Here is a 12,643-nt window from a genome sequence, read left to right as displayed (position 1 = left end):
TTATTATAGTGGGGTTAATAAGTGTATACATCAGTTGCCTTCAAAAAATATCTACTCAGTTTGATTGCTATCAATATTTTGTTGTACTTTTTCTTTGTTAATCTCCTCTAAAGAAGGCATTTCATTTAGACTCTGAAAATCAAAATGTTTAAGAAATTCATCCGTGGTTGCATAAATAATTGGTCTTCCCGGAACATTTTTTCGTCCAGTTTCTTTAATTAATTTTTTATCTGACAATGTATAAATTGCTCTATCGCTCTTAACTCCTCTTATCTCCTCGATTTCCACTCTGGTTATGGGTTGCTTGTACGCAATTATTGCTAAAGTTTCAATAGACGCTTGAGATAAAGATTGTCTAATACTTGTCTTTAATAGCTTTTGTACATATTCACTATTGCAAGATTTTGTAACAAATTGGTATTCATCATTAGTTACTATAATTTTAATTCCTCTTTGCTCTTCTTCATATTTTGCTCTTAATTCATTTGTTAATTCTCTTGTGAAACCAATGCTACATTCTAATATATTCGCTATTTCAGTTAGCTTTAATGATTCACCGGCAACAAACAGCAATGATTCTATAATAGAAAAATATATATTTTTAGTAGAAACCTCTTCAATCTCTAATTGTTTAGTGTTAAATTCGTTCATATTCATTTACCCTTTCTAAATATATATCTTTAAAATTACTTTCTTGAATTACTATCACACTTCTAATCTTTATAAGCTCAAGTAATGCTAGAAACGTAACAATAATTTCTAACTTTGATGAATATCCATATATTAACTTTGTAAAATGAATTTTTCCAAAACATTCAAGCTCTCTTTTTAATTCCTCCATTTTATCTTCTATTTTATATTCATCTAATAGGATTTTTTTATTTATAATATTATCAGTATTCATTTTATTTATATATACTTGCATTAAATTATTGTATGAATTGTACAAATCAAGCATTGTAATATTTTTCAAAAAATCCATTTCCTTAGTGTTTTCATTATCCTCTTCAATTATTTCTGGTTTTTTACTAATCATTATACCTGTACCCTGTTCCAACACCTTTAAATTTTCAGCTATAGTTTTATATTTTCTATATTCTATCAATTTATTTAGCAATTCCTTTTCTACATCAATTTCTTCTTCTTCGCTATGATCCTCTTTATTTTTAGGCAACAAATATTTCGATTTAATTTCAATTAAAGTTGCGGCTATAACTATGAATTCTGATGTCACCTCTAAATCCATTTCCTTCATACTTTTAAGACACCCCAAATACTGATTTGTGATTTCAACAATATTGATATCATATATGTTCATCTCATTTTTCTTAATAAGATGTAATAACAAGTCAAATGGGCCTTCAAAATTAGTTACCTTTATACTTAATGGCATGTACACTCTCTCCTAAATAAATAATTTTAAAGAAATATAAGTTTTACTTTGATTTCTTTATATCAAGTCTATTCTAAGTATAATTCATCTTTGGAAAAATAACTAGTCAATTTACTAGCTTGTTTTATTTCATATTACACTTTTCAAGTCCTTTAATATTTGTAATATTCCCAATTAAGTCTGACATTTTAATTCCTAAAGTATATTATTTTATAAAAACTTAGCTTCTAAGCAAATAATTTATTGCCCAGAAGCTATATTTTTATATCTACATAAATCTGTAAACACTACTATAAAGTTTTGTTAAATCGCCTTATCAAATAAGTCTGTAAAGTTATTTTTAATATTATCCCACACTCTAGATTTTTTTATATCCCTATCGCTGTAAATAACAATCTTACCACTTAACTTATTATCGACATATATTTCACAAAATCCAATTGCGACATCCTTTTTATACTCTTTCAAACCTTCCTTCATAACAAATTTTTTAGTTATTTTATTTTTATTACCTTTTTCAAGGGTTATAAGGAAATCTTTATGTGCTTTAGCTATTAGGAACTTATCACCTTTCTTATTTAAAATTACTTTTTCTAATCCTTGATCTTTTGCTATTACTTTTTTCGTCTCAAATTTTGTAAATCCGTAATTCATTAACATGCTAGCATCTCTATTTCTTTTTGTGTAAGTTGGCGCACCCATAATTATTGCAAGCATCCTTACATTGCTTCGTGTTGCAGTCGCAGACATACAATACATTGCCTCATTTGTAAATCCAGTCTTGAGTCCATCACATCCAGCAAAGAATCTAACAAGCTTATTATGATTTACAAGACCTATAGGTGACTTTCTGCCCTCTGAAATAGTTTCCATGTAGGTTCCTGAATATTTTAATATTTTAGGATGTTTTAATAGTGCTCTAGACATAATTGAAATATCATAGGCAGTTGTAAAATGCCCTACTGCACTTAGACCAGTGCAGTTTTTGAAAGCAGTATCTTTCATATTAAGACTTTTTGCTCTTTCATTCATCATATTTACAAAAGCACCTTCACTGCCACCTAGATATTCTGCCATTGCCACTGCTGCATCATTTCCTGATGCAATGGCAATCCCTTTTAAAATTTCTTCCACGGTTCTAATTTCACCAGTTTCAAGAATCATACTACTTCCACCCATTTTTTTCGAGTTTTCACTTACGGTTATCTTATCTTGTAATTTAATCTTACCAGAATCTATGGCCTCCATAGCTAATAACATAGTCATTATTTTAGTTACTGATGCTGGTGCAAATCTCTCATGAGAATTTTTTTCATATATTATTTTGCCAGTGGATGGTTCCATTAGTAGTGCTGACTTTGCTTCTACTACAATTCCTTTATCATCCTTATTTTCTCCTTCTGCCTTAGCTGGCAGACAGAAAAACTGTGTTGTAAAAATCAACGTTAAAATTAAACATAATACGTTCCTAAAGTTCCTTTTCATATGTATCCTCCTCTTATTACTTTTCGCTAGACAAAAATGTCTGCGTTGATTAAAATTCATAACATTATTTTTACCAATTTGCATTAATATTATCACTATTTATTTATAATAAAATAAAAAAATTATTATAGTTAAAAACAAAAATAAAAACCCGCCTTCATAATTAGTGAAAGCGGATTTTTCTATATTCTATTTAAATTCTACATTGTAGTTAAATCATTTATCTTATGCTCTAGGATGAGTATTCTTATAAATTTCAGCAATTTTGCTCTTTTTAACTATAGTTGAGTAAATTTGAGTTGTAGACATACTATTATGACCTAATAGTTCTTGAACTGAGGCTATACCAGCGCCATTTTGCAATAAATGCACAGCAAATGAATGTCTTATTGTATAAGAATTTATAGCTTTTTTAATATTAGTCTTTTTAGCATACTCTTTAATAATTTTCCAATAGCCTTGCCTTGTCATTTTATCCCCTTTTATATTTAAAAAGAGTAAACTTAAATTATTTAAGTTTATAATAGATCTTGTCTTTAAATACTGCGATAGACATCTAACCGCCTGGGTACCAATAGGAATTATTCTTTCATTTTTCTTACCATTATTGCACCTTATGTATAGCAATTCTAAATTAATATCATATGTTGTTAAACTTAAAAGTTCTGAAACCTTTATGCCTGTAGCATACATTAATTCTAGCATTGCTTTATCTCTACATCCTTTAATCGTTGACTCTTCTGGTTGATTTAATAATTCATCTATCTCCTCGATAGATAGAATTTGAGGTATATTTCGTTTAATTTTTGCAATTGAAAAATAGGCTGTTGGGTCATGTTCTGCAAAATCGTTTTTAATAAGATATTTATAGTAATTTCTGATGGAAACTATACTTCTTGCTATGGAACTATTTGCACGACCTTCTTTTCTAAGATACTCAGAATATGCCATTATTGTTATGCAATCAACCGTTTTTATACTTTCATTTTTATATTCTATAAATTCAATAAAACGTTTAACATCTCGAGTGTAAGCTTCAATAGTATTTCTCGTTAGTTTATTGTTTTTTAAATTATCGCTATAGATTTTTAATAAATCATTCATAATGTATCTCCCATATTATAGAGAATATTAATATATACATACATTATACTCTAAAGAATAAATAAAATGTAAGAATATAATTATAAATTAATTTATAATTATTATCAACTAATTTGTAAACTACAACACTATTTTTGTAGATTTTTGTATTATTAATTAAATTTTGAAGCAAGTAATCCACAGCTTTAGGCAAGTAAATTCCAATTACTAGTAAAATCACAAAACATTTTATTGTTAACATTATAAAGTGCAATACATCCTTATGCTTCATTTGCTTACTGCTCCCAAATTATTAATAAGATTTTTAACAAAATGCGGTGCAATATAAGATTCTATAATTATCCCTATAAACAAGAAAATTATTATTACAATGAATATTGCACTATAATATATTATTCTGCTAGATAAACTACTTGTCCATTGTTTATTGAACTTACTTTTAAGTAGCATTATAGAAAATTCCATTGATACTACAGATGCAAAAATAATGCATGGAATATAAATTAAATTCTGAGGTATCACCCCTAGTATTGCTATACCAATGCCATTCTTTCCTAGGCCGCTAATCATAAAGCTAAAGGTAAATCCAACTGTAAATCCTTTCAATAAATCAATAATTATAATTATTGGTATCCCGATAATAGTTAAACCTAAAAACCAAAGAAAAATAATCACAGGCAGATTATTTTTAATCGATTGTAAAAATATTAATTTATAACTAATCCCACTTGTATTTGAAGGATCAATAAAATTCATCAAGTAATTTACTAAATCATTTCGTTCAAAATCCCCCATGTACTTCACACTGTAGATTCCTAAAATTATACCTGTAAATACGCAAAGAATACTTATAATATATAGCCAAAAATTTTCTTGTATATGTTTGTTTATGTTTCCCATTAAAGTATTAGATGACATAATTTTTCCCCCTTTTGTTGATCATTCTGCTTGTTTTTTAGCTATTCATAATATATTGTTAAAATTCACTTACGTTATATGTATGCTAAAATCCCCCTTATATGAATTAAATTATCACCTGCGGTGCTGCAATATTATAACTTAATTCATATTTATGATATCAAAGATGGTTATATGCATATTTAATTTACTTTACTACATAAGTGAATATTTTTTTGCCATGTCGCAGAAATCGCTAGCATTAAAATTTATGATTATAAACATACTATAAAATAAAAGGTAGGTGTTATTAAATTGAAAACTTATAGAAGATACTTATGCGTGTGTGCCTTGGCCTTATCTATTAATACTTTCGATAATAATTTAACATTTGCTATTAAAAATGACAGAATATCTCCGAATAATAAAACAGAAAAATTTCAATATGAATTACTATTTCGTATTCCATCCACTAAAAATTTTCAAGGATTAACATTTTTTGATGGACATTTTTATTGTGGCTTTGATTTAGGAGCTGGAAACGGGAAAATAATTAAATATGATATGTCAGGAAAGAAAATATGTGAAACAGCATCTATGTCTCTAGGCCATTGTGCTGAACTTGGATATAGAACCAAAACAAACAAAATTTATATTGCTAATGGTGGAGGAACTAATTTAACTCATATTTATGTTGTTGATTATACTACAAGTACAATATTAAGTAATTTAAGCTATGAACGTTTGGGAACATCAGCCTTACTTGCTATAGATAATGTCCATGATTATTTAATACTCCATACCATTTCAAGTGGAGCTGATATTGGTAATCCAACATTTACTATTATAAATTTAGCCAACATGAATGTAATAAATACTTTTAATATTGCTACGCAAGGTGTTCCACAAGGCTTAGAAACAGATGGCAAATACATTTATTTATATACAAATAATAAGATTACAATATTAAATTATGAAGGTATAATAATTGCAACTTATCATTTTAATAACCCAGGAGAAAGTGAGGGTTTAACTTTTGCTTTAGAATATGGAAAGTCCTATTTAGCTATGGGATACGCTTCTCCGAATAGAATTTATATAATAAGAAGTATGATTTTCAAAAAATAAACTCATATTTCTATATCAAAATCCCCTATGAAACTATTGGCTAATCTACTACATTTTATGAGTATCAATTATTTCCATAAAAATAAACTTATTCATTTACTTAATAAATGAATAAGTCTATTAGTTTTTGTTTTATAACTCAATATTAACTAAATAATTAACTTCGATAAAAAACAAACCGGTCTGAAACCGTCGTTATATAAGGCTAAGAAACCCTGTTTTGTAATCTTAACTTATCGGCTACCATAGCTATAAATTCACTATTGGTTGGTTTACCTTTAGCATTATGTATGGTATAACCAAATATTTTATTTATTGTTTCAACTTGACCACGTCCCCATGCTACTTCTATAGCATGCCTTATTGCTCTTTCTACCCTACTAGCAGTTGTGTTGAATTTTTTAGCAATAGATGGATATAATTCCTTCGTCACTGCGGATAGAAGTTCAATATCATTAACTACCATAGTGATTGCTTCTCTTAGATACATGTATCCCTTAATATGAGCTGGAACACCAATTTCATGAATTATATTTGTAATTTCAGCTTCTAAATCCATTGGTTCGTTATGATTACTTTTTCTAGTTTCAGATGTATCAATAAAAGATATTGATTTTTTGCTGTTATCACTTGAAATTGTATTATTAAACATTTGTCTTATTCTCTTTGTAAAAACTTCCATATCAAATGGTTTTACTACATAATAATCTGCTCCCAATGCAATAGCTCTTTGTGTAATCTTATCTTGCCCAACTGCAGATAATACTATTATTTTTGGTATTGGTTCAAGGTCCATACTACCCAATCTTTCTAGTACCCCAAGACCATCTAAATGTGGCATTATTATGTCTAATACTACCAAGTCAGGCTTTCTCTCTTTTATTAACTTAAGAGCTTCTATTCCATCTTTTGCAATACCTGTAACCATAATATCTCTTTGGCTTAATAAATAATCATTTAAAATATTGCAAAATTCTTTATTATCATCTGCAATAAGCACACTAATTCTAGCTTCTTCCATATTATAACTCCCCTTTATAAATAAATTCCCATATCTTAACAAATATTAATTCGACAAAAGAATTACAATTCCTTCTTATATTAAGAAAATTTACAAATAAATAATTATTTATCATTATTTATCATTTTTTATAAAATAAAGGATAGCATCCGCTATCCTTTATTGCTTAATATCTATTTTAACCCCTTTTTTTAAATAATGCTAGTTAATTTGATAAAATACCTGCATCTTTCAACATCCATTCTATATATATTCCATATCCTAAATCAGGTTTATTAATTAAAACATGGGTTACCGCACCAATAATCTTATCATTCTGAATTATTGGACTACCACTCATACCTTGCACTATGCCGCCAGTTTTTTCTAGAAGCCTAGGATCTGTAATTTTAATGACCATACTTTTCGATCCGGATTTATTTTGAGGTAATAGTTTCTGAATTTCTATTTGAAACAATTGTGGTTCACTACCATTTATAGTGGTTAAAATTTGAGCTTTTCCTTCTTTAATTTCATTTCTTAGTCCTATTTTCATAGGTTTACTAAATTTATTATTTATAAGACTTTTAGTTCCTTCTCCAAATATACCACATTCAGTATTTTTGGTTATTTGACCTTTTATTTTGCTTTCATCTATGAAAAGTCCTCTTAACTCTCCTGGAGTTCCTCTTGTTCCTTTTTTTACTGATACAATATTAGATGATATAATTACACCATTATTAACATTCAATATTGTTCCGGCATCAGCATCTGTAATAGGATGACCTAACGCAGCAAATTTTTTAGTTTTATCATCATATAACGTTAATGTTCCTACACCAGCAGTTGAGTCGCGTACCCATAAACCAATTTTTTGTTTTCCATCTTCTGAATCAATAGTTGGTTTAATTTTAACTTGAAAAAATGTTAAATCATTTTTACGTTGTAATTTAAGAGTGAGTTCTGTATTTTTTTCTTTATTTATAAATCTTATTACATCTTCTGCATGATTTATTTCAACATTATTTATACTTATTATACTATCACCTATTTGTACACCTGCATTTGCGGCAGGACTTGGTGTTTTACCATTTATACCTTGAATATCAGATAAAGCTACTACTAAAACACCTTTAGTATTCAATTTAACACCAATTGGTTGTCCTCCTGGATAAACCATTAAATCTGATTTGTCTTTTATAAATGTTGATTCAACTTCTAAGCTATTTTCTAAATTAACTTTTTTCTCATTTTTCTTTTTATTATTTATATCTGGTTTATTAAGAATAATGTCTTTATCGTCTTTTACTTTTACAAGTTTGTTAGAATATAATGTTTCCATTGGTCTATCATATGCTGCAACAATTTTATTTTGGACTTTAAGATACGCACTTAAAGCAATTATTACTACTAAAGGTGTTATAATCCAACATATTATATTTAACCTTTTCTTCATAAGCTTTACCTCCTTTTCTCTTATATTTATAACTTTAAGTTACCCTCGAATTCTCCATATTATGCTATAACATTAATTCAAAAATAGTCAAAGACATAGATTCAAAACTAATTTATACTAAATTAAAAAAATTACCCTCTATTGCAATTATTTTTACATTTTTATTAATTATACAAACTTAGAGGCTTTATACTTTAGGTTAAAAAAAACGAAAAAAATAAAGCCATAAAATTATGACTTTACTTTTCCCTATTAACCTATTTTTATAACTATGCTAACCTAAATAACAAAATTAATATTTTTTTTGTTTCTTTGCCATATTTATCATTTCTTTAGAATTTTCCAAGGTTAATTTAGTAACCTGTGTACCACCAATCATTCTAGCTATTTCTTGTTGCTTTTCTTCATCATTCATTTTTATAACATTGGTATAAGTTTTATTTTTTAAAACATTTTTAGATATTAAATAATTTGTATCTGCCATACTAGCTATTTGGGGCAAATGTGTTACACAAAGGATTTGATGGTTTAATGATATTGAATACATCTTTTCTGCAACACATTGCGCGATTCTACCACTAATACCAGTGTCTATTTCATCAAATATAACAGTAGGTATTTCATCCTTATTAACGAATACAGTTTTGAGTGCAAGCATTATACGTGATAATTCCCCACCAGACACAATATTTTCTAATGGATTTAGTGGTTCTCCAGGATTAGTAGATATACAAAATTGAACTTTATCACAGCCATTTTCATAAAATTCATTTACGAGTTTTACTTCTATGTAGAACTCACTTTTTTCAAGGCCAATATAATTTAATTCATCTTTTATTTTACCTTGGAGTTTTTTTGCTGTATCAGATCTAATTTCATGAATCTGATCTGCTATAATTTTCATTTCACGCTCAAGAGCTATTTTTTCTTTTTTAAGAACAATGATTATATCACTACTATTAATTAATTCTTCATATTCAATTTGGATTTTTTCTTTATATTCATAAATTTCCTCAATGGTAGGTGCATACTTCTTCTTACAAGTGTTAATCAGGCTTATTCGACTATTCATATACTCTAATTCTTTTTCATCATAATAAATTGTCTCTTTTAAGTTTCTTAAATCCGTAATATTTTCCTCTATATTAAAATAGCTTTCTTCTATAGAGTCTGCAATTAATTTTATTTTTTCCATGTGCTTTTCTATACTTCTTAATTCCCTAATAGCCATAGCTAAATTATAAAAAACCGAAGTATTTTCCTCATCACTGGTATCTAATAATGCATAACTTTTTGATAAATGTTTTTCCAAATTTTCTGCATTGCTAATGATTGCATATTTTTCTAAAAGATCCTGGTCTTCACCAATTTTGAGATTGGCGCTTTTAATTTCTTCTAACTGGTAATTCAAGAAATCGATTCTTTTTTCTCGCTGTCCTTCATTTCCTTCAAGTTTATTAATTCTATTTTTGATTGTAGTCATTCTTACATATTTCTCATTATATCCCACAAGAACCTTATGAATTTTATCAGTTCCAAAGGAATCCACATAAAATATATGATTGACTTTATCTAATAAATTATGATTATCATGTTGACCATGAATATCCAATAAATTTTTACTAATACACTTAACCTTTGAGAGTAGCAATGATTTACCATTAACTTTTGCAATACTTTTCCCAGATTGAAAAGTTTCGCGACTTATAAATACCATGTCCTCATAATCAATATCCATCTCATCTAAAGCATTTTTGTTATTTTTAGTATCAATGCTAAATATTGCCTCAACATAAGTTTTGTTTTCACCTGTCCTGATTAAGTTCTTATTGAATTTACCCCCTAATACATAATTTATAGCATCAATTAAAATTGATTTTCCCGCTCCTGTTTCACCAGAAAGGACATTAAATCCTTTTTCAAAATTAATACTTAACTTTTCAATTAGGGCAAAATTCATAATATTTAATTGTAGGAGCATACTACCTCCTCCTATTCACTAATCATTTTTTTAATTTTTTGGATTATCTCTTTTGTCTCTTCTTCTTTTCTAACTAAAATAAATATAGTATTATCTCCAGCTATAGTACCTACAATACCATTGAACTTTAAAGAATCTAAAGCTTCAGCAGCAGCAGCTCCAGCTCCAGAAATCGTTTTTAATACTATAAAATTATCTACATGGTCAACATAAAGAACTGTTTGAGAAAAAATATTAACCAATTTATTTGATAAAAAGGTATCTGCTGGAGAACTAGTTGCATACTTGTGACTTCCATGTGCATTCATAACCTTAATTAATTTCAATTCCTTTATGTCTCTCGATACAGTTGCTTGAGTAATATCAAATCCATTGTTTTTTAGTTCTTCTGCTAACTGCTCCTGAGTTTCAATCTCATTAGCTTGGATAATCTCAATTACTTTTGCATGACGTGAAATCTTCATTTTTTTCTCCCTCACAATCCATTGTTCTAGAAATTATTTTTTTTCTCAAAATTTCAAAATAATTATAATCATTAAATTTAACCAATCTACACTTCTTATTTGAAACACTTACTAATATTTTTTCATAGTTATTTAGCTTTATTGCCCGTTGTCCATCTAATGTCAAAAATATGCTTTCATGTTCACTTTTTATATTTATAGATATTTCACTTTTACAGTCCAGCACTATAGTTCTCATATATAAAGATAATGGGCAAATAGGAGTTACAGCTATAACATCTAAGTTAGGATAAATTATAGGCCCTCCTGCAGATAATGAATATGCTGTAGACCCTGTTGGCGTAGATATTATAAGCCCATCCCCTGTAAACTCAATGTAAAACTTATTATCTATGTGTAATTCATATTTAACAACTCTCGCTAGTGTTCCCTTTGATACAATTATATCATTTAAAGCAGTATATTCTTCAGTTTTATCTCGATATGGCAAAGTGCAATTAAGCATCATTCTGTCTTCTACATAATAATCATCTTCACTAAATCTTTTCATAGCATTTTCAAACTCTAGTAACTCCACACTAGAAAGAAATCCCAGATTGCCTATATTCACACCTAAAATTGGGATATTAGAGTTGTTTAAATTTCGCGATGTTCTTAAAATAGTTCCATCTCCACCTAAAGCAATAATAATATCTAAATCGTTATATTTTATATTTTCAAGGCCAATGGAATCTTTAAATACAAATATGTTAGTATCATCTATATACTTACTAATAATATTTTTTACATACTTACTTATTTTCCCATCTTCATCCTTAGTTGTATTTATATTAATGCCAATTTTTTTCATATTCCCTCCTTGCCGCCTTCTATATCATATATCAACTATTATTTTTATCCTCGCTTACCCTATTTAAATCTTTATGAGCTTCACTAACTATGTGAGTTATATTATCTTCAATATAATTCACATAGTTCTCTTTAGATTTTGTAAAATAAATTAAATATTCAATATTCCCATTAGGTCCTTTTATCGATGAGTAATTAACATTAATAACCTTTACATCTAGACATCTCAGAAAGTTTAAAACTCTAACTATTACCTTTACATGTTCACTAGGTTTTTTAACCACACCTTTTTTATTTACGATGCCTACCCCTACTTCAAATTGTGGCTTTAATAGTGCTACAACGCTACCATCATTTTTTAATAGGTTAAGTAAATTGGGAATAACTTTTTCCAGGGATATAAATGATACATCAATACTTGCAAAATCGGCAAGTTCTCCTATACTATCTACATTTAAATATCTTATGTTTGTATTTTCCATGGATACTACTCGCACGTCGCCTCTCAATTTATCACCTAACTGATTTGTTCCAACATCTATAGCGTATACCTTGCATGCTCCATGTTGAAGCATGCAATCTGTAAACCCGCCTGTAGATGCGCCTATATCTAGGCAAACTTTATCTTTAAGTTCAATATCGAAAGAATTTATAGCCTTTTGAAGCTTTAATCCACCCCTGCTTACATAAGGAATATCTTCTCCTATGAATTCAATACTAGATGATATATCTACTTTTTTCCCACATTTAGTAGTCATAATACCATCCACAAATATATTTCCGGAAATTATATTTTCCTTTGCTCTTTCTCTTGAAAATAGAACTCCCCTTTTAACTACAAGAACATCTAATCTTTGTTTATCTTCTAACATAAAAAACTCCTTAA

13 protein-coding genes are annotated in these 12,643 nt (G+C 28.0%); 1 reads left to right on the top strand and 12 read right to left on the bottom strand.

Annotation, left to right across the window (positions count from 1 at the left end; translation table 11 throughout):
* Nucleotides 1–51: 51 nt before the first annotated feature.
* The 6 genes from scpB to spoIIM all read right to left on the bottom strand — a co-directional run bounded on the left by scpB (nucleotide 52) and on the right by spoIIM (nucleotide 4,900).
* Nucleotides 52–651 (bottom strand): SMC-Scp complex subunit ScpB, encoded by a 600-nt coding sequence (gene scpB / locus KTC94_RS00755; RefSeq protein ID WP_165412060.1) that lies wholly within the window; start codon nucleotides 649–651, stop codon nucleotides 52–54.
* Nucleotides 638–1,393 carry a segregation/condensation protein A gene (locus KTC94_RS00750; RefSeq protein WP_216302517.1) on the bottom strand — a complete coding sequence of 252 codons (756 nt, stop codon included), beginning with the start codon at nucleotides 1,391–1,393 and terminating at the stop codon, nucleotides 638–640. Before KTC94_RS00750 ends, scpB begins: the two co-directional genes overlap by 14 nt.
* 303 nt (nucleotides 1,394–1,696) lie before the next feature.
* A complete protein-coding gene (locus KTC94_RS00745; protein WP_216302516.1) occupies nucleotides 1,697–2,878 on the bottom strand; it encodes a D-alanyl-D-alanine carboxypeptidase family protein in 1,182 nt (393 codons plus the stop codon).
* A 225-nt stretch (nucleotides 2,879–3,103) separates the two neighbouring features.
* Entirely contained in the window at nucleotides 3,104–3,982 is an 879-nt protein-coding gene (locus tag KTC94_RS00740; protein ID WP_216302515.1) for a tyrosine recombinase, read from the bottom strand.
* A gap of 43 nt (nucleotides 3,983–4,025) precedes the next feature.
* On the bottom strand, nucleotides 4,026–4,253 hold the full coding sequence (locus KTC94_RS00735) for an endonuclease III (protein WP_220285920.1): 228 nt from the start codon (nucleotides 4,251–4,253) through the stop codon (nucleotides 4,026–4,028).
* On the bottom strand, nucleotides 4,250–4,900 hold the full coding sequence (spoIIM, locus tag KTC94_RS00730) for a stage II sporulation protein M (RefSeq protein WP_220319497.1): 651 nt from the start codon (nucleotides 4,898–4,900) through the stop codon (nucleotides 4,250–4,252). The genes KTC94_RS00735 and spoIIM overlap by 4 nt, the downstream gene beginning before the upstream one ends.
* 294 nt (nucleotides 4,901–5,194) lie before the next feature.
* On the opposite strand from spoIIM, the gene KTC94_RS00725 reads away from it, so the two are divergent.
* On the top strand, nucleotides 5,195–6,007 hold the full coding sequence (locus tag KTC94_RS00725; protein ID WP_220285921.1) for a hypothetical protein: 813 nt from the start codon (nucleotides 5,195–5,197) through the stop codon (nucleotides 6,005–6,007).
* 205 nt (nucleotides 6,008–6,212) lie between these two features.
* Here KTC94_RS00725 and spo0A read toward each other — a convergent pair whose 3' ends face one another.
* From spo0A to KTC94_RS00695, 6 genes are all read right to left on the bottom strand, one after another.
* A complete protein-coding gene (gene spo0A, locus KTC94_RS00720) occupies nucleotides 6,213–7,028 on the bottom strand; it encodes a sporulation transcription factor Spo0A (RefSeq protein ID WP_165412066.1) in 816 nt (271 codons plus the stop codon).
* 205 nt (nucleotides 7,029–7,233) lie between these two features.
* Complete coding sequence (gene spoIVB, locus KTC94_RS00715; protein ID WP_216302514.1) at nucleotides 7,234–8,463, bottom strand: SpoIVB peptidase; 1,230 nt, start codon at nucleotides 8,461–8,463, stop codon at nucleotides 7,234–7,236.
* Nucleotides 8,464–8,755: 292 nt separating this feature from the next.
* Nucleotides 8,756–10,444: a DNA repair protein RecN gene (gene recN, locus KTC94_RS00710; protein ID WP_220319496.1), complete on the bottom strand. Its 1,689-nt coding sequence runs from the start codon at nucleotides 10,442–10,444 to the stop codon at nucleotides 8,756–8,758.
* An 11-nt stretch (nucleotides 10,445–10,455) separates the two neighbouring features.
* The gene (locus KTC94_RS00705) at nucleotides 10,456–10,908 is read right to left on the bottom strand and encodes an arginine repressor (RefSeq protein ID WP_165412069.1); all 453 of its coding nucleotides are present in this window, start codon (nucleotides 10,906–10,908) and stop codon (nucleotides 10,456–10,458) included.
* A complete protein-coding gene (locus tag KTC94_RS00700; protein ID WP_165412070.1) occupies nucleotides 10,877–11,758 on the bottom strand; it encodes an NAD(+)/NADH kinase in 882 nt (293 codons plus the stop codon). The genes KTC94_RS00705 and KTC94_RS00700 overlap by 32 nt, the downstream gene beginning before the upstream one ends.
* 31 nt (nucleotides 11,759–11,789) lie before the next feature.
* Nucleotides 11,790–12,629: a TlyA family RNA methyltransferase gene (locus tag KTC94_RS00695; RefSeq protein ID WP_216302512.1), complete on the bottom strand. Its 840-nt coding sequence runs from the start codon at nucleotides 12,627–12,629 to the stop codon at nucleotides 11,790–11,792.
* Nucleotides 12,630–12,643 lie beyond the last annotated feature (14 nt).

It is taken from the genome of Clostridium sp. CM028 (assembly GCF_030585565.1).
GTDB classification, from domain to species: Bacteria; Bacillota; Clostridia; order Clostridiales; family Clostridiaceae; genus Clostridium_AD; species Clostridium_AD estertheticum_B.
This window is presented reverse-complemented; position numbering and strand designations above follow the sequence as displayed.

Excerpts from the sequence above, each read along its gene's own strand:
- KTC94_RS00700 (WP_165412070.1), bottom strand. The coding sequence starts at position 11,758 with ATGAAAAAAATTGGCATTAATATAAATACAACTAAGGATGAAGATGGG.
- KTC94_RS00695 (WP_216302512.1), bottom strand. The coding sequence starts at position 12,629 with ATGTTAGAAGATAAACAAAGATTAGATGTTCTTGTAGTTAAAAGGGGA.
- KTC94_RS00740 (WP_216302515.1), bottom strand. The coding sequence starts at position 3,982 with ATGAATGATTTATTAAAAATCTATAGCGATAATTTAAAAAACAATAAA.
- recN (WP_220319496.1), bottom strand. The coding sequence starts at position 10,444 with ATGCTCCTACAATTAAATATTATGAATTTTGCCCTAATTGAAAAGTTA.
- KTC94_RS00750 (WP_216302517.1), bottom strand. The coding sequence starts at position 1,393 with ATGCCATTAAGTATAAAGGTAACTAATTTTGAAGGCCCATTTGACTTG.
- scpB (WP_165412060.1), bottom strand. The coding sequence starts at position 651 with ATGAACGAATTTAACACTAAACAATTAGAGATTGAAGAGGTTTCTACT.
- spoIIM (WP_220319497.1), bottom strand. The coding sequence starts at position 4,900 with ATGTCATCTAATACTTTAATGGGAAACATAAACAAACATATACAAGAA.
- spoIVB (WP_216302514.1), bottom strand. The coding sequence starts at position 8,463 with ATGAAGAAAAGGTTAAATATAATATGTTGGATTATAACACCTTTAGTA.
- KTC94_RS00745 (WP_216302516.1), bottom strand. The coding sequence starts at position 2,878 with ATGAAAAGGAACTTTAGGAACGTATTATGTTTAATTTTAACGTTGATT.
- KTC94_RS00705 (WP_165412069.1), bottom strand. The coding sequence starts at position 10,908 with ATGAAGATTTCACGTCATGCAAAAGTAATTGAGATTATCCAAGCTAAT.
- spo0A (WP_165412066.1), bottom strand. The coding sequence starts at position 7,028 with ATGGAAGAAGCTAGAATTAGTGTGCTTATTGCAGATGATAATAAAGAA.
- KTC94_RS00735 (WP_220285920.1), bottom strand. The coding sequence starts at position 4,253 with ATGAAGCATAAGGATGTATTGCACTTTATAATGTTAACAATAAAATGT.